At 65.7% G+C, this 16,891-nt stretch carries 14 protein-coding genes; 9 read left to right on the top strand and 5 right to left on the bottom strand.

Going from position 1 to position 16,891, the window contains the following annotated elements; all coding sequences use genetic code 11:
- The first annotated feature begins 78 nt into the window (after window positions 1–78).
- Together ABD842_RS20490 and ABD842_RS20495 are read left to right on the top strand one after the other, a co-directional pair.
- Window positions 79–405, top strand: a complete 327-nt coding sequence (locus tag ABD842_RS20490; protein WP_345117908.1) for a 2Fe-2S iron-sulfur cluster-binding protein — start codon at window positions 79–81, stop codon at window positions 403–405.
- 103 nt (window positions 406–508) lie between these two features.
- Complete coding sequence (locus tag ABD842_RS20495; protein ID WP_345117909.1) at window positions 509–1,321, top strand: hypothetical protein; 813 nt, start codon at window positions 509–511, stop codon at window positions 1,319–1,321.
- 103 nt (window positions 1,322–1,424) lie between these two features.
- Here the strand turns inward: ABD842_RS20495 and ABD842_RS20500 are convergent, their stop codons facing one another.
- Together ABD842_RS20500 and ABD842_RS20505 are read right to left on the bottom strand one after the other, a co-directional pair.
- Window positions 1,425–1,859 (bottom strand): hypothetical protein, encoded by a 435-nt coding sequence (locus tag ABD842_RS20500; RefSeq protein ID WP_345117910.1) that lies wholly within the window; start codon window positions 1,857–1,859, stop codon window positions 1,425–1,427.
- A 139-nt stretch (window positions 1,860–1,998) separates the two neighbouring features.
- Entirely contained in the window at window positions 1,999–8,157 is a 6,159-nt protein-coding gene (locus ABD842_RS20505) for an alpha-2-macroglobulin family protein (RefSeq protein WP_345117911.1), read from the bottom strand.
- 194 nt (window positions 8,158–8,351) lie between these two features.
- On the opposite strand from ABD842_RS20505, the gene ABD842_RS20510 reads away from it, so the two are divergent.
- Window positions 8,352–9,053, top strand: a complete 702-nt coding sequence (locus ABD842_RS20510; RefSeq protein ID WP_345117912.1) for a porin family protein — start codon at window positions 8,352–8,354, stop codon at window positions 9,051–9,053.
- Window positions 9,054–9,162: 109 nt separating this feature from the next.
- On the opposite strand, the gene ABD842_RS20515 is transcribed toward ABD842_RS20510, so the two are convergent.
- Window positions 9,163–9,747 carry a DinB family protein gene (locus ABD842_RS20515; protein ID WP_345117913.1) on the bottom strand — a complete coding sequence of 195 codons (585 nt, stop codon included), beginning with the start codon at window positions 9,745–9,747 and terminating at the stop codon, window positions 9,163–9,165.
- A gap of 233 nt (window positions 9,748–9,980) precedes the next feature.
- Between ABD842_RS20515 and ABD842_RS20520 the strand changes: the two genes are divergently transcribed.
- Together ABD842_RS20520 and ABD842_RS20525 are read left to right on the top strand one after the other, a co-directional pair.
- On the top strand, window positions 9,981–10,262 hold the full coding sequence (locus tag ABD842_RS20520; RefSeq protein ID WP_345117914.1) for a hypothetical protein: 282 nt from the start codon (window positions 9,981–9,983) through the stop codon (window positions 10,260–10,262).
- Window positions 10,263–10,342: 80 nt separating this feature from the next.
- Window positions 10,343–11,350, top strand: a complete 1,008-nt coding sequence (locus tag ABD842_RS20525) for a ComEA family DNA-binding protein (RefSeq protein WP_345117915.1) — start codon at window positions 10,343–10,345, stop codon at window positions 11,348–11,350.
- Here ABD842_RS20525 and ABD842_RS20530 read toward each other — a convergent pair.
- Window positions 11,347–12,171, bottom strand: coding sequence for a phosphatase PAP2 family protein (locus ABD842_RS20530; protein ID WP_345117916.1), 825 nt, complete (start codon window positions 12,169–12,171; stop codon window positions 11,347–11,349). The two genes, ABD842_RS20525 and ABD842_RS20530, sit on opposite strands and share 4 nt — an antisense overlap.
- Window positions 12,172–12,360: 189 nt before the next feature.
- On the opposite strand from ABD842_RS20530, the gene ABD842_RS20535 reads away from it, so the two are divergent.
- Window positions 12,361–13,224: a hypothetical protein gene (locus ABD842_RS20535; protein WP_345117917.1), complete on the top strand. Its 864-nt coding sequence runs from the start codon at window positions 12,361–12,363 to the stop codon at window positions 13,222–13,224.
- Window positions 13,225–13,286: 62 nt separating this feature from the next.
- Window positions 13,287–14,168, top strand: coding sequence for an SDR family oxidoreductase (locus ABD842_RS20540; protein ID WP_345117918.1), 882 nt, complete (start codon window positions 13,287–13,289; stop codon window positions 14,166–14,168).
- A gap of 72 nt (window positions 14,169–14,240) precedes the next feature.
- Here the strand turns inward: ABD842_RS20540 and ABD842_RS20545 are convergent, their stop codons facing one another.
- Window positions 14,241–15,794 (bottom strand): hypothetical protein, encoded by a 1,554-nt coding sequence (locus tag ABD842_RS20545; protein ID WP_345117919.1) that lies wholly within the window; start codon window positions 15,792–15,794, stop codon window positions 14,241–14,243.
- Window positions 15,795–16,096: 302 nt separating this feature from the next.
- Here ABD842_RS20545 and ABD842_RS20550 point away from each other — a divergent pair, with 302 nt between their 5' ends.
- Complete coding sequence (locus ABD842_RS20550; RefSeq protein ID WP_345117920.1) at window positions 16,097–16,288, top strand: cold-shock protein; 192 nt, start codon at window positions 16,097–16,099, stop codon at window positions 16,286–16,288.
- A gap of 258 nt (window positions 16,289–16,546) precedes the next feature.
- Window positions 16,547–16,741, top strand: coding sequence for a cold-shock protein (locus ABD842_RS20555; RefSeq protein WP_345117921.1), 195 nt, complete (start codon window positions 16,547–16,549; stop codon window positions 16,739–16,741).
- Window positions 16,742–16,891: the final 150 nt, after the last annotated feature.

A 16,891-nucleotide genomic window follows, 5' to 3' on the forward strand; every position in this document is an offset into this window, starting at 1 on the left:
GTGATTGGTTTTTGGTCGTTGGTATCTGTGCGGTACCGAAGACCAAAAACCAAAAGCCACAAACCACAAACCAGCCAAATGACCGAAGAAGTACGCGTATATGTGGAGGAAGCGCCCGGCCAGCGGCGCGAGGTAGTGGGCCCGACCGATATGGGGCTGAGCCTGATGGAGCTGCTCAAAGCCGATGGCTACGACATCCAGGCTACCTGCGGCGGCATGGCCCTGTGCGGCACCTGCCACGTGGAAGTGCTGGCCGGCCCCGAGCTGCCCGAGCCCTCCGACGATGAGCTGGCCATGCTCGAAAGCCTGCCCGTGATGAGCCAGGGCAGCCGTCTTTCCTGCCAGATCCGCCTGTCGGAGCGCCTCGATGGGCTGGTGGTGCGCCTGATGCCCCAGGGCACGTAGGCTAGGCACAATTCACCAGCTCATACCGCGTTAAGGCGGCATGACTATTTCTACTTCTTGTGCTTGTCTCTTTTACCGCGGCCTGTGGGGCTGCGTTTTTTTGTTGGCCGGCGGCCTTGCACCGGCATACGCCCAGCGGGGTGCCGAGCTGAGCTTGAGCGGCGGGGCCGTGCTAAGCCGCGCCGCCCTGACGCGGTACAACCTGCCCGATAATTTTCGTACGGTGGCCGGGTTCAATACCGGAGCCGCGTTGCGCCTTACGCTGCCCGTGCGCCCCTGGCTGGGCCTGGGCTTCGAGCAGCGCATAACCGGGCTGGCGCAGCAGTTTACTTACCGCTCCGGAAACAGCCGCCGGGGTGCCGGTATAGGCAGCCAAACCTTGTACCAATACGGCGTGCGGGCCGTGCTCTACGATGTGTGGCTGCCCGGGCCGCGCTGGGCCCTGGATGTGGCCCTGACCGGCTCCTACGCCCTGCCGCTCTATGGGTCATACCAATACACTGGTCTGCTTTGGCATACTGCCGCTGACACCCGCCCCACCCCCACTCATCCCCTGATAGCCGTGACCGAAGCCCAGCGCGGCGGCACACCCATGGCCGGGCTGGAAGCCCTGCTACGCTACGAGCTGAGCCCAAGACAGACCCTGTTGCTCACGGCTACTTACCAGCGCGGCCTGCGTCAGTTCAGCGAAGTCCGCTCAACCCAGGCCGACTTCCTCGATGATACCGGGACCGTGCAGCAGGGCAGCTTCGTAGCCAGCACCCGCGGCTCTTACGCTACCGTGCAGCTCGGTTACGGCCTGTGCCTGGGCCGCTCGGAAGACCAACCAAATCTTCCCACCCGGCGTAACCCAACACCCCGTTACAGCCACGACGCCTCCGAAACTGACCCTGCTCAACCAGACCCAAGCGAGTAGCTCCCGGCCACGAGGCAAGGACCAGGGAGTTGGTCAGCTCCTAAAACAAGGAGCCGCAACCCGACCGGGCGCGGCTCTTTGCTTTAGGAGCTTTATCCGGTAGCTAGCGGCGGCTGGTCTTGTGCACCACTTTCTTTTTGGCAGTACCCGATTTGCTGGTTGCCTTGCGCTTGCTGCTCGCACGGCGGTGGGCAGAGCTGGCACGGTGGTAGGTGCGGCGGACGGCCGGCTTGGCGGCCGGCGCGGCGGCTTCTTCCACCTCGGGCTCCTTGGGGCCCACAAACGAGGCCTCGGCCGTGGCCTGCTGCTGGGCTTCTTCGTGGGCCGCGCGCAAAGCAGCATCCTGCTTGCGGCGCACCGGCATCAGGAAATCCCGCTCGGCCCGCTCCCGGACGGAAAGCTTTTCCTCCCCGGGCAGGGCCGTTACCGACACGGCCGCGGGGCCTTTAGCGTCGGCTGAGGATATGTTTTTTTCTTCCTGCGCAAAAGCCGGGGCGCTGCCCAGCAGCAGACCGGCGAATAAATAGAGGCTTTTCATCAACTGCGTTGCAAAAGATCGGAAGGCGCAAAAGTACGCCCGTTGAGTTCCCGCCGCAAGACCACAATTTTGTTCAGTCGTCCAAACGGCCTGCCCGGCGCGTGGCCCCGGCCCGCCGCCCGAAAAATCCTGCTTTTTCCTACTTCTCCCCTAGTGCGCTGATTTGCACCCGCGTACCGGCCGAGTGGGCCGCAAATTCCGGCGCGTACAGGCACTGCAGCTGGGCCAGGCCACCGGAAAAATCGCCGCTCTGGGCGGCCCGCAGGCGGTATTCGAAAGTGTGGGTGCCCTTGGGAAAGAAGCCGATGAAGAAGTTGGTGGCCGCGTCGCGGGGGCTTTCGTAGTAGCCCAGCCCGCCCTGGTAGCGGTAGCCCGAAGTCTGGCCGATCAGCTCCAGGCCGGCGGCGCGCTGGTCCTTGAGGTGCACGTATTCCAGGTCCCGGTCGGCGCGCAGCACCAGGCGCACCACCAGCACGTCGCCCACCCGCAGGGGCGTGGCGGCGGTGAGGCGCGCCAGCACGGGGCCGCCGGCGGTGCGCTGCTCCCGATACAGCTGCCGCTCCAGCTGCAGGCCGGTGGTGGCCGCCGTTATCTTATCAATCTGCTCGAAATACTGCCAGTGCAGCGCGCCCCAGGCCACGCCGGCGTCGGTTTTCTGCACCGTCACCCGGCCCTGGGCCGGCTGCACGGCGGCCGCGGCCCAGGTGGTTTTGGAGTAGCCGGTGCCGGCCTGCCGGGCGGTGGGCGTCACCTTTTCCCCAGCCACCGTCACCAGCACGGGCTGGGTGGGTCGGAGCCAGTCGGAGCCGCGCAGCAGCAGGGCATAGCAGGCATCGGCGGTGGCGCGGGTGCTTTCCCAGTTCTGGACTTGCTTCTGCTTGAGCAGCCACAGCTTCATCTCATCCACCGATTTCTGGTCGTGCAGCACCTCGTCGTAGGCTTCGATGAGCGTGGCCTGGGTTTCGGTGGGCGCCTGGTGCCAGTAGTAGCCGCCGCGTACTTCCTTCCAGTACATGCCCAGCTCGGGGCTGTGCAACGCATTCTCGCTGAGGGCCGTCAGGATATCCTTCGCCGCGGCGGGCTGGCTTTTCTGGCGGTGCAGGGCCAGCGCCAGCTGGGCCTGCAGATAGCGCGACCGGGTGGGCCAGAAGGCGGCGGCCTGCTGCTGGTAATAGCTCTGCGCGGGCTGCGCCGACTTGGCCACGGCCGGCGCGGGCCAGAAGCTGCGGGCGTACAGCGCCTGAATCTGAACAGGCGCCAGGTGGTCTTTTGTCAGGTCCACGCCTTTCACCTGGCGCAGCTCGGCGTAGTCGCGCTGCAGCTGCTCGTCGAGGTAGCGCAGGGCGTTTTCGAGCAGCGGGCGGGCCTGCGCATCCTGGCTGGCATCGAAGGCGCCGAGCCGGCGCAGCTTGCCGAAGCCGGCCACGACGAGCTGGGTGATGTAGCGGTCGGCGGGCATCTTCTCAAACCACGGAAACGCGCCGTCGGGCTGCTGCAGCTGGGCTAGCGCGGTGAGGGCGCGGCTGGTTTCGGCCCGCAGGCGGGGCTCGTCAAACAGCTCGGCCAGCCGCCGCAGCCGCTCGGTTTCGCTCTGGGCATCGCGCACCCAGGGCGTTTCCTGCAGCAGCAACGCTTTCAGCTCCTGGTTCTGCTCCAGCTTGCTGGTGAGGGTGGTTTTGTCGCCACTCTGGGCGGTGCGCTGCCACTCGGCCAGCACCGTTTTCAGGCGGGGGTTGCTCTGCAGGATTTTGGCGGCCATCAGGTTGGCGTAGAGGCGGCTGAAGACCTGCTCGGAGCACTCGTAGGGGTACTCCATCAGGTGGGGCAGGGCCTGCACGGCGTACCAGGCGGGGTTGTCGGTCATTTCCAGCGTCAGCGAGTAGTGGCGGCGCGTGGCGGAGGTGGTAGTCGTCAGCTTCTTCAGCTCAAACTCCCGGGTGGCCGGCCCCACGATGGGCAGCGGCAGGCTTTCGGTGATGAGCAAACGGTTGGGCAGCACCGGCAGCGTGTTTTCCTCGCCGTCGGAGAAGGTAGCGACTGGTTGGTTTCTCGTTTTCCGCTTTTCGTTTCTGGTCTTCTTGCCTTCCGCTACGGCTTGACCTTCGGCTACCACCCGGTAGGTCAGGGCTTCCAGCGGCAGCTGGCCCTCGGCGGTTTCCGGAATGCGCAGCTCCCAGCTCAGGGCCGCGCTCTGGTTGGCGCCCAGGTCGAAGGGCACCTGGCCGGGGCTCCTGAGCAGCTTCGGGTCGAGGGGCTGCTGGGTGCGGGCATCGAAGAGCAGCAGCTGGGCAGTGCCGCGCAGAGGCTGGGCGGTGAGGTTGCTGAGCTTGGCGCTAAGGGTGAGCTGGTCGCCTTCGCGGAAAAAGCGCGGGGCGTTGGGCGTCACCTGCAGCTGCTTCTGGGTCACCAGCTCGCGCCGGAGCAGGCCGGTGTGCAGCCGCTGGTCGTGGGCCAGGGCCAGCAGCTGCCAGCGCGTGACGGCTTCGGGCATCTGAAACTCGAGCACCGTTTCGCCCTGGGCATTGGTGCGCAGCTCCGGCAGCCAGAAGGCCGTTTCGCGGAAGTCGGTGCGGGCCTGCACGGCGCTCAGGTCGGGCGGAGCAGTGGGGCGCGGACTGGCCGCGCCCGCCAGGCCGCTCAGATCCGCGGGGTTGTCGGTGTTGCTTTGCACGGTTTCACTATCCATCATCTGGCTGGCGGCAGCTTTGCTCACGGAGCTGCGCATGGCGCGCGGTGCGGCCATCACCGCCTGCCCCGACGAGGCGGACATCTCGTAGAGCATGCCGCCGCCACGGCCCGCTTCGAAGGCTCCCCAGGTGTTGAGCAGCGGGTACAGCAGCTCCGGCGGGTAGTCGCTCAGCTTGCGCAAAAACAGCACCCGGGAGCTCAGCGGCCCAAACTCGCCCTGCCAGACAAAGCGCATCGGCGCGTAGCTGCTGCCAAAGGCCGGCGGCTCGAAGGCGTGGGGCCGAAAACTATCCAGGGACTGATCATAGAGCGTGGCCAGCAGCTCGGCCGCGGCGGGCTTGCCGTCGGCCTGCCGAATGGTGATGCGCCAGGTTTCCTGCTGGCCGGGCTGCAGCTTGTCGCGGAAAGTAGCGATGCTCAGGCGCAGCGGCGCGGGCGGCACTACCACCTGCACAGTGGCCGTGTGGCGGTACACGCGGTTGTCGCTCACCTGGGTGGTATGGATGTAGAGCGGGCGGGCCTGGGCCGCCGTATCGGCCGGCACGCTGACGCGGCGCTGCTCGTTGGCGGCCAGCGTCAGCCATTCCTTGCGCAGCAGCTTACCGCCGGCTTCCACCTCCAGCAAAATCCGGGTGTCGGCATTGCGGCTGCCCAGCAGCACGGCTGCCACCTGGCCGGGGGCCACGGTGTCCTGCAAGCTCACAAACCAGTTGGGCGTGCTGTAGGGAATGGTAGCCGCCGCCGAGTCGAACAGGGTGAAGCGCGCGGCGGTCTGGGCCGAGTCGGCGGTGGCGGCGCGCACCTGCAGCTCGTAGCGGCCGGTGGGCAGCGTGGCCAGCACCGCCCCCAGGGCCGGCAGCGCGGAGCCGGGGCCGGTATCGAAGGGCAGCTCCCGCAGCAGCGTCGGCACCAGCTCCTGGTTTTCATCGGCCGCGGGCAGATTTTCCGGTACGCCGGCGGGGCGGGACTTAGGGGCCAGCGCGTACAGGCGCACCACCCCGGCCACGGGGCGCGGCTCCCCGGTGGCGCCGGTGCTGAGCAGGCGCAGCGGCGGCAGGCGCTGCCGGTCGAGCTGGGCCGGCACGTCGAGCTGCAGCTGCACGGGCTGGTTGCCCAGCAGCACCGTCTGCTGACCGGTGCGGGTTTCGCCGGCGGCATCGGTTACGTCGGCGGTAGCTTCAAACAGGGAACCAGGCTGCCAGCGGTAGCCGCTGCCCACCGCGCCGGGAGTTGCCCGGAAGGTGATGCTGAACCGGCCTTCCGCGTCGGTCTGGGCGGTGCCGTGGGCTATTTCCGCCTGCCCGGCCTCCCCCCGGCCGTAGCCGTCGGCGCTGAACAGGGGCAGCAGCACCCGGCGCGTCACCCGGTAGCTTACGGTGGCCCCATCCACGGGCTGGCCCGCGTAGGCCAGGGCCCGGCCGCGCAGCGTCAGCTCCTGCCCGATTTGCGGCGTAACGCCCACGGGCTCGAAGATGACGGCAAACGAGGGCCGCTTGTAGTCTTCCACCGCGAAGCTGCTGCTGCCGTGGTCGGTCTGCAGCTGCATCTGGCCGTTGAGCAGGCCGGTGGGCAGCACCAGGGAGCCGTGAAAGCTGCCGAAGTCGGAGCTGGTAAACGGCAGGGTCTGCACGGTCTGCCCGTTCACGTCGAGCAGGCGGACCGAGCTGTGCTGCCGGGTGAGCAGCCGGGCTTTGCCGCCCCGGCTTTCGGTCAGGATGCCCTTGAAGTACAGCGTCTGGCCGGGCCGGTAGATGGCGCGGTCGGTGAACAGAAACGTCTGCCGGGTTGCCTGGGCCGGGCGCTGCTCATAAGACGGCGAGTGGTAGCCGCCCAGGCCGCCCACCTCCAGCGTATCGGCCCCGCGGATGATCTGCACCTGGTCGAGGTATTCCTGGCCGGCGGCCACGACGCCGGGCTCCACGGCGGGAAAGTGCAGCTCGCCCTGGGCATCGGGCTGCTGGGCCGGACCGGGGCGGTGGCTGGTCAGCCGGGTTTTGGCATCGTAGCGCGCAAACAGGGGCACCACCCGCGCCGCCGTGAGCAGCTGGCCGCTCTGGCGGTGCAGCAACAGCAGGCTGGTGGTGCGCCGCTGCTCATCGAAGCGCGTCAGGGCGCTTAGCTCGCTTACCGACAGCACCGCGTAGCTCGTGACGCCTTCGGCCTGGCGCTGGTCGGGCGTGGTGGTCTGGTTGCTCAGCAGCAGCAGGTAATGCCCTACCGGCAGCGCCGGACCCGCGCCTTCCAGATTCTGGGTGGCGTACGGCTCCGGCGCTTTCGGCACCGGCACCGCCCAGGTGGCCACCGGCGCAGTGGCCAGGGCCCGGGCGTAGCGCCGCGAAAAAGGCACTTCCTGCCGCTGCCGGTAGTCCTGATAGCTTTTCCACTCGGCCAAGGTGAGGCGGTAGGCCCAGCCCCGCAGCGCCGTCACGTTGCGCACCGAGGCGCCCAGGTGCCAGGGCTGGTTGGGCAGCACCACGGCATCCGCTCCGAAGCCCAGCGCCGGACTCTCGATTTCCTCCCGAATCCGCCGGGCCGTCTGCGCCCCGCGCGACCTGGGGAAGCGGCTTTCGGCGGTGCGGGCCAGGGCTACGGCCCGTACCGGGTTGCTGCCCCGCCACACCTCTACCTGCCGGGCCACAAACTCGGTGCCGATGGGCAGCGCGGCGTACTCCGCCGCCAGCCGCTCCAGTGCGGGCGCATACTGCGCCTGGGCTTCGTTCGGGGCGTTGGTGTGCAGATAATCCACGCGCAGCAGGTCGACGGCGGCCAGCGCGGGCCGGTTTTTCCCATCCTGCAGCCGGAAGGCCGTCAGCTCCTGCAACATGCGCAGCGCGTGCCAGCGGCCATTGAGCGAATCAGCCGCCGGCACGGACAGCTTCAGCCCGACAAATGCCGCCGCCGGGCCGTACAGGGCCGGGTCGGCGGGTTGAAACTGCTCGGCGGGCTTGGTGACGTAGTACTCTTCGTTTTGCAGGGCCTCGATGGCGCGGTGGGCCAGCAAGTCGTAGAGGGTGGGGCGCAGGGCCCGGCCTTCGGCGTCGCCGCCGGTTACGGCGTAGCCCAGCGCGGCCAGCCGGAGCTGCTGCTGGCGCCGGGGCTCGTCGCCTACCGAGGCGCGGTAGTGCTGCACGATGGCGCTGCCCAGGCGGGCCGCGTCCCAGGTGCCGATGTCGGCGGCGCTGGCGTCGGTGGTGTCGGGGCCGACGGCGCGAGTGCGGCTGTAGAGCTGGTAGCGGTGCTGCTGGTAGTAGCTGGCGTAGAGCTGCCCGAGCAGGCTGTGCAGAATGGGCCGGGCCGGAAACTGCGCGGCTTTCAGGTCGGCCTCCACCAGGGCAATGGCTTTTTCGTCCGCCTCTTCCTCCCTGGCTTCGAGCAGGCGCAGCTTGTAGAGCAGGGCCCGCAGGTATTCGGGCGCATCCTGCCGCTGCCGCGCCGCGCGGTAGACCTCATCGACCAGCCTGGCGGCCGAAGCCGTCTGGTTCTTCTTCAGCAGCGCATCAATCTGCCGCCACTTGCCGGGGTCGGGGCCGGCGGCGGCAGGAGTCGACTGGGAAGAACCGGGGGTGAGCAGCATCAGTAGGGCAAACAGGCTTAGCAGGAAGACGCGCATAGGACGAAAGCGGGTGGGGTGGCAAGTTGGCAAAATTCAGATGCCCCGCCCAGTCCGATTCCACGCGGCCCCGCTGGTTTATTTCGGGCTGAATCATGCCGCCGCCCCGGAAGTTTCGATGAGCTCCGGCCAATTCGAACTGCCGGCCCTGCCTTGCGCACTCAAGCCCTTTTATTATTTTTTCTCCTGTATATATGAACAAGAATCTACAAATCGGTTGGCTGGCAGTGCTGCTGTCGGCTGGGGCAACCACCGCCCACGCCCAGGTGAGCTTTGGCCCGCGCGTGGGCCTGAACCTGGCTGACATCTCCCAGGACTACAAAGACCTCAACGACGAGCCTGATACCAAGCTTTATCTGGGCGGGCAGGTGGGTCTGAGCCTGCATATGCGCTTTGGCAACCTGGCCCTGCAGCCGTCGGTACTGTTGTCTCAGAAAGGCATTAAGCGGGACGACTCGCAAACCGCTTTTGGCATCACGGTTAAGACCACCGGCACCGAGCGGCTCAACTACCTGGAAGTACCGGTAAACCTGGTGTATACCACCGGGGGCAAAGAAGGCTTCCAGGTGTTTCTGGGCCCCTATGCCGGCCTCGGACTTGGTGGCAAATACGACGTTACCCGTACGGCCGTCAGCGGAGCTACCGGTAGCTACACAGAAGCCGGCGAGGTCAAATTTGCCAGTAAAGCCGGCACGACCGCCAAAACTGATTACGTCCGCAGCCTGGATTTCGGCCTGAATGCCGGTGTTGGCTACAAAGTCGGGCCGGTACAGATGCAGCTTGGCTACGGCCTGGGACTGTCGAACCTGGTGCCCAACGACTCTAATGACAAAGCCCCGGAGGATGAAATCAACAACCGGGTGATCCAGCTCAGCGTCGCCTATTTCTTCGAATAGCCTTTCGTCAGCTACCCCTCAAAAAAAGCGTCGCCTGCTCAGGCGACGCTTTTTTTGAGGGGTAGCTGCGCCCGAAGGGCCGGAAGCTCAGAGCCCGGCCGGCGGCGGCTTAGTCGATGACCATGCCCACGCCGTCCAGTACCTTTTCAGCCTGCAGCACGTGGCGCTTGAGGTGCACCACCAGCAGCTCCAGCTGGTCGGTGAGGCGCAGGTAGAGCAGCGGAATAACGGGGTTCGGAATGCGGATAGTGTTGGCATTGACCTTGCGGGCCTGCTCCACAATGCTGGTCAGCTCGTCGAGCTGGCGGCCGAATACCTCGACCACGGTGCGCGGCAGCCGGCTGCCGCTGGGCGCGTACTGCTGCGGCGACTGCATGGGCTTCTCGCTGGCCGGCGTCTGCATGGCCACAATCATCTTGTGACCGATGAAGCCCGACTTCACGGTTTCGGCCGGCTTGGTGCCGCTGACCTGCGCCTCGCGCAGCTTGCGCGCTATGATGGGCAGCACCAGGCCGCCGGTGATGTTGAGATGCTCCAGGCACTGGCCGATGCTCCACTTGCCGGGCGCGGGCCGGCGGTTCAGCTGGTCGTCGGACAGGGTGCGGAAGCGCTGCACGGTGATTTCGCGCAACGCGCGCAGATCGGCGGCGAGCTGGTCTAAAAATTCGGTGGTGCGCGGGGCAGTCTGGCTCATAAGGAGGGCGGCAATGGATACTCGGGCGGGCAACTAACCGTAATAATACGGCCTCTGGCTGGTATCATGGCAATTACGCGGGGTCGGCGCATTCAGTTTCCGTCCGATTCCCGGCAACTTGTCCGCACGCACCGAACCCGATTCCTGCGGTTTCTGCCGCTGGCCCCGTTTTACCCGCTTTCGCCGCCACCCGCCCAGGCCATGCCCAACCCCGGCGAAACATTGCCGCCCCGGTGGCTTTCGGTGCCCCGGGCAACCCGGGCCGGGGCGACGATAACCACCCCCAGACGGACGTGAATGACCGCGTGGTGAGTAGCCGGCAAATCAACTTCGACCTCGACGGCGACGACACCGGCACCGGCGACAACCGGTGGGCGCCGAGCGTACATGCCATCAGCGCCCGGGACCAGGGCCTATCCCTGGATCTGCAGCTCACCCCGCTTTCCACAGCCGTCAACAACTTGGGATTCTGCGTCATCGACCAGTACGACGCAGACGTGAAAATCCGGCGGTAGGCCAGGCACTTTTTTCCGGTTGATTCTTTTCGGTTTAGCTCACAATTATCTATCTAGCAGGGCTAACCAGATCTATTATTATGGCTACCATCACCAAAAAGCCGCCGCCGGCCTGGCGCCGCTACCTGCGCCGGACCTTCGGCTTTTCGCGCCGCGAAACCTCCGGCTTTGTCGTCCTGTTCGGGCTGCTGCTGCTGGCGCTGCTGGCCCCCTGGCTGCTGCGGCCCACGCTGCCCGCCTACGACCCCGCTCCCGACCGGCGCACCCTTGATGCCGCCGCGGCCACGCTGGCCGCCCAGCGCCAGCCGCGCACCTTCGTTTCGCGCTACCCGCGCTTTGCCCGCCGGCCTCCGGTGCCGCAGGTCCCGCTCGTCCCTTTCGACCCCAACACGCTTTCGGCTACCGACTGGCAAGCCCGTGGTCTGCCCGCCTATGTAGCCCAGCGCATCGTCCGCTTCCGCGACGTTATCGGGGGCTTCCGCGCCAAGGAGCAGATCCGGCGCACCTACGGCCTGCCCGACTCGGTGTATGCCCGGCTGGCGCCCTACATCCAGCTGCCCGGCCAGCTGCCGCCCCGGCCGGCGCGGCCGCGCCAGCAGTACGCCACCTACCAAAGCCGCTACCCCGACAAGCCCTTCGCCCCGGCGGCACCCGGCAAGTTTGCGCGCAAGCCCCGGCACCTGGTAGCCTTCGACCTGAATACGGCCGACACCACCCAGCTGATGCAGATTCGCGGCATCGGGCGGGGCTTGTCGGGCCGCATTGTGGAGTATCGGCAGCGGCTGGGCGGCTTTCTGGGCGCCGGGCAGCTCAGCGAAATCTACAGCCTGCGCGACGCCCCGGACCTGGTCGACAGCCTGCGCAAATACACGTTTGTAGCCCCCGGCTTTGCGCCGGCGCCGATTGACGTGAACAATGCGCCGTTTGAGATGCTGCAGCTCCATCCTTATATGGGTAAGCGGCTGGCCCGGGTGGTGGTGGCTTTCCGCCAGCAGCACGGGCCCTTCCGCCAGGCCGACGACCTGCGCCAGATCCGGATTCTGGACGCCGAAACCCTGGAAAAGCTGCGGCCCTACCTGCGCTTCTAGCGGCCCGGGCGCACGGCCAGCACCAGCCCCACAGCCCCGCCGGGCGCGTAGGTGGGCAGCAGCAGCAGCTTGTGGGCCAGCCGGGTCGGCAGCAGCCGGGCTGCGTACGGATACGCCCGCCACGCTACCTCCGCCGACAAAAACCCGACCCCGGCCCCGGCCACCACGTCCGTGACCCAGTGCTTGTTGTGCAGCACGCGCATGGTGCCCGTTGCCGCCGCCATGGCGTAGCCGCCCACGCTGATCCAGGGACTGGTTTTGCCGAACTGCTCGTGCAGCAGCGTGGCCGTCATGAAGGCCTCACTGGTGTGCCCCGAGGGAAAGGAGCTGAAGTCCGCGGGGTTGTCGGGGCGGGGGGCCCGGCACAGGCGCTTGAGGTTGCTGGTGGCGCCGGCGTTCAGGTGGTGCGCGGCCAGGTAAATCAGGGTGAACGGCACCAGGCCCCGCGCCGGCTTCACCCCGGCCAGCTGCAGCGCGTAGGCGGCCACTACCGGCACGCGGCGGGTGTAGTCGTCGAGGGTCGTATTGAACGTGGGAAACTGCTCCCGGGCTTCCTCCTGGATTTCCAGCCGGGCCTCCCGAATCAGCCGCTGCTCCCGCCCAAAGTAGCTGACGCCAATCAACGTAAGCGGCACCCCGACCCGGAGCGCGGCGGGGCTGGTCAGCAGGCGCAGCGGCCGGAACGGAGCGGCCGGCCCCGACGGAAGCGCAGCAGCAGATAAACGGCTGGAATCGGGCGGGGCAGCCACTGGCGGCTGCGCCCGGGCCGAAATAGTCCCGAAGCTGGCCGCCAGACCGAGCAAAGCGTAGCAAAACTTCATGAAGCCGGCTGAATAGGAAGGAGTTGAGCACAGCAATGTATCGTTTCTGCCGGGAAGGCCCGCGCAATTCCTTCCCCAAGCGGCCCTTTTTTTAGCCCCGCTGCGCCCGCCTGCGTATGCACGGCCGGGAGGCGGCTGATTCCTGCCCATGCCGTAGCGGGGCAACGCGTTTTTTTAATTCACTGCCATATGCTGTTTTTGCTGCGCGACAAACTCTTTCCGGTGCTGGTGTTCTTGCAGTCGGTGCTCTGCGGCTGCGCCACCGACCAGGGCCGGGGTGATTTCGACAAGGTTAGTCCGGACTACGCCATCCAGCTGGCCGGCCGCCTCGACAAGGAAAAGATGGTGGAAAGCTCGGGCCTGGAGCTGGCCGATGCCGACGCCGACCTGTGGACCCACGGCGACGGCGGCAATACGGCCAGCCTGTACCGCGTGACCCAGCAGGGCGACCTGCTCCAGACCATCGACCTGGCCCCGCTCACCAACGTGGACTGGGAAGACCTGACCCGCGACCCGGCCGGCCACCTGTACATCGGCGACTTTGGCAACAACCAGAACAAGCGCCGCAACCTGGCCATCTACCGCCTCGACGGTCCCGACTTCAAGCAGATCGATACCATTCGGTTTCACTACCCCGACCAGCACGCGTTTCCGCCCAAAAAATCCCGGCGCAACTTCGACTGCGAGGCTTTCTACTACTGGCAGGACAGCCTGTACCTGTTCACCAAAAACCGCAGCAAAGACCACTGGGTGAAGCAGTACGTGCTGCCCGCCCGCCCCGGCAACCACACGGCCCGCCTGGCCGACAGCATCCGGATCAACACCTGGATTACGGCCGCCGACATCAGCCCCGACGGGCAGCGCGTGGCCCTGCTCGGCTACGGCCACGTGTACCTGATTGAGCGCCGGCCCGGCAAACGGCTTTTCGACGGCACCAAAAGCTGCCTGCCGGTTGCCTCCAGCGGGCAGGCGGAAGCCCTGGTTTTCGTCAACAACCACGATTTCATTTTCAGCAACGAGAAAGGCCGGCTCTACAAAGCAGCCCTGAAGTAGGCACTTCACCAGCGGCCGGCCCGCTTTCTTTTTCCCGCTTCTTTCGCCTTAATTCCCCTCCCATGTCTCATACTATTCTCGTCACGGGGGCCACGGGCACCGTAGGCTCCGAGCTGGTAAAAGCCCTGGCCAACCGCGGCCTGACCGTGCGCGCCGGCGTCCACTCCCTCATCAAAGGCGACCGGCTCAAGCAGCTCAACCCGGAAGTGCAGCTGGTTGAAATCGACTATGCCCGCCCCGAAACCCTGCACGTAGCCCTCACCGGCGTCGAGCGGGTATTCATGCTAACGCCCTTCAGCGAAGATCAGGTTGAGATTGGCAAGCGCATCATCGACGCCGCCAAGCAGGTAGGCGTGCAGCAGGTGGTGAAGCTTTCGGTGGCGGGAGCCGAAGTCACGCCCGGCATTCAGCTGGGCCGCTGGCACCGCGAAGTAGAGCAGTATCTGGAGCAGAGCGGGCTGGCCTACACGCTGCTGCGGCCGGGTGGCTTTATGCAGAACTTTCTGAACTACAACGGCGAGGATATCCGTCGGGAAGGCCGGCTGTACATGCCCATAGGCGACGGCCGGGTCAGCTACATCGACGCGCGCGACATTGCTGCCGTGGCGGCGGTGGTGCTGAGTGCTACCGGCCCCGAGCACCATGGCCAGGCCTACACGCTCTCGGGCCCGGCGGCCGTAAGCGGCTCCGAAGTTGCCACCGCCATCAGCCAGGCCAGCGGCCGGCCGGTCAGCTACGTCGACGTGCCCGAGGAAGCCGCGGCCCAGGCTATGGCGGAGGCCCCGGCCTGGCTCCGCGGCTCCATGCTGGAGCTGCAGCGCCTCTACAAAGCCGGACATGCCGCCGGGGTTTCACCGGTTGTGGAGCAGCTTACCGGCTGCCCCCCACGCAGCATCGGGCAGTTTACGCTCGACTTTCAGCAGCAGTTCCAGCCGGCATCGTAGCGGGCTTAGCAAGCAAAAAAAGGCTTCCCAGCACTGGGAAGCCTTTTTTGTGGCCTGTCTTTTCAGCACCGGCTAGTCCCGGTCGTCTTCGTCGCGGCCCCGGTTGCGGCGGGGCGCGGTGCCGTAGTCGGCGCTATCGTTGGGGCGAAACTGCCCGCGCTGCTCCGGCCCGTAGTTCTGGCGCTGGTCCGCGTTGTTGTAGTCGCCGCGCGAAGTAGAGCCGCCGCGGCTGTTGCGGTCCGACGAGTCGTACTCGTCATTGTAGGAGCCGCCGCGCGAGCCGAACCCTTCCTGCGAGTTGCCGCCGTAGTTGCCCCGGCCGTTGCCGTAGCCGCTGGTGCCCCGGCCTTCCTGGTTGCCGCCGTAGTTGCGGTCTTCCTGCCGGCTCGACGAGCCGGCCCGGTAGCGACGGTCATCCTCGGGGTTAGCCCCGCGCTGCGAATAGTCGTTCAGGCTTCTACCCTGCCCGTTGTCGTGGCCACGGCCGGAGCCCTGGTTATCGTAGCCGCCGCGGGACGAGCGGTGGTCCTCATCCTGGTTGCGGCCCCCGCGGTTTTGGTCGGCCTCGTAGCCGCGGCCGTAGTTGGAGCCGCCGGAAGAGTTGCCGTAGTCGTTGCTGTAGCCGCCGCCGCGGCCGTAGGGCGAGCCATTATCGTTCTGGTTGCTGCTGCCGCTGTTGCGGTCCTGCGAGCTGCTGTAGCCCGGGCCGCGGCCGTAGCTGCCCGGCCCATGGTTTTCGCGGGAGTCAGCATTGTAGCGCTGGTTGCCCGGGCCAAAGTCGCTGCGGTTCTGGTAGCCCCCACCCTGCGGTGGCCCGTAGCTGCCAGCAGAGTTGCCGTAGCCGGGGCGCGGCCCGGACTGGTTCTGGTTGCCCCAGTTGCCTTGCGGGCCCTGGTTGTCCCAGTTGCCCTGGTTCTGTTGGTTCTGTTGGGTATAGCCCTCCTGCGGCGCCGAGCGGCCGTCGTAGTTGCGGTAGGAGTTGTGCTGACCGTAGCTGCCCCCGCCATACTGGTCACCACCGTATTGCTGGTCGTGGCCGTAGTGGCCGTCGCCGCGGCCGGGCGTTTCCCGGTACTGGTTGCCGTAGCCGCCCTGGGTGTTGCCGTAGCCCTGGCTGCCAAACTCGCCCCGCGAGGCACCGCTCTGCTGGTTTTCCCGGCGGTCCTGGTCGTTGTAGCTGCCCTGGGTGCTGTTGCCGAAGTTGCCGCCGTAGCTGCTGCGCTCCTCAGCCGAAGAGGCCGCGCCGGCCGCACCCGACTTTTTGACCGCGCCACCCGCTTTACCGGATTGGGCGCTGGTGCTGCTCTGCGGGACAGTGCTTTTTTTGGCCGGGCCGGATTTGGCAGCAGGGTTGCGAACCGCAGCCGGCTTGCTGCCCGCAGGAGCGGAGCCGGCTTGCAGCGCACTGGCGTTGGCTTCACGGTTCTCGGTCCGGCCCTGGCTGCCTACGGCGCCCCGGCCCATGTTGGTTTCCGAAGAAGCCAGTGACTCGCTGGACGTGGCGGCGGCACTGTCGCCGGAGGTAGCCGCCGGACTCATCGGGGCAGCGCCGCCGGCGGTATTGCCCGCGGTGCCGGGCTCTGCGGACTGATTTGAAGTAGCTGGGTTTTTTGCCTCGTTTTTCATAGTCCGTTGGTGGGTTAGGGTAGTGAGAAACAATGGGTAAGCGTTGGAATTATACGGCCGCCGGAGTGCTTTGTTTTTTGCCGTGGGCAGGCAAACCTTCTTTCGCAGCCGATGCCCGCTGTTTTTTCAGCTACCCGCCGGGTAGCCCGCGGCCCACTTTCAGGGCAGCGGCCGGACCACCCGCGGGGGTTAGGCCGCCATTTTTATTCCCGGCTTTCCTGCGCGCAGTTGAAAAAACAGTATTAGTTTTACTGCATTCCTTCACCCCCACCAGTTCACTACCAAGACCTCACCAGCACGCTATGAAAACGGGCAAAGTAAAATTCTTTAATGAGTCCAAAGGCTTCGGCTTTATCGTCCAGGACGACGACAACCAGGATATCTTTGTGCACCAAACGGGCCTTGTCCATGAAATCCGCGAAAACGACCGGGTTTCCTTTGAAGTAATCGACGGTAAAAAAGGCCTCAATGCCGTGAAAGTGGAGCGCATCTAGTTCCGCTGCTCTGGGCATTCCATTTCCTGCAAACCAAAAAAAGCCCCGGCAACTACCGGGGCTTTTTTTTGGCCAGTGGCTTTACGGCCGCCCCGGGCTGCGGGCTGATTTAGCTAGATTCCTGAAAGTCTGTTTCGCTCAAAAGTCCGGGGTACCGTCAGGCGGGATTTTCGGGCGGCGGCTTTTGCTTTTGTCCGGCTCCCAAAAGTTAAAAATTGCTATACCTTTACCTCATTCTTTCACTCATTATTCAGTTGTATGAGCACCGGCACCATCAAATTTTTCAACGAAACCAAAGGATTTGGCTTCATCACTCCCGACGGTGGTGGTGAGGACATTTTCGTCCATGCTACCGGCCTCATGCAGCCCGTACGCGACGCCGACAAAGTAGAATTCGAAGTGCAGGAAGGCAAGAAAGGCCTGAACGCCGTCAGCGTCCGTCTGACCAACTAGTTTTACTTCCGGTCGAAGCAGTGGCTTTTTGAGCCTCTGCTTCACAAAAAAGCCTTCCTGACTCCGGTCAGGAAGGCTTTTTTGTGAGCTCTGTCGGGTCCGGAAATATGTTGACAGCTTTTCCAAAAGGTGTCATGAAAACCGAGTTTG

It is taken from the genome of Hymenobacter algoricola (assembly GCF_039539525.1).
Taxonomy (GTDB): domain Bacteria; phylum Bacteroidota; class Bacteroidia; order Cytophagales; family Hymenobacteraceae; genus Hymenobacter; species Hymenobacter algoricola.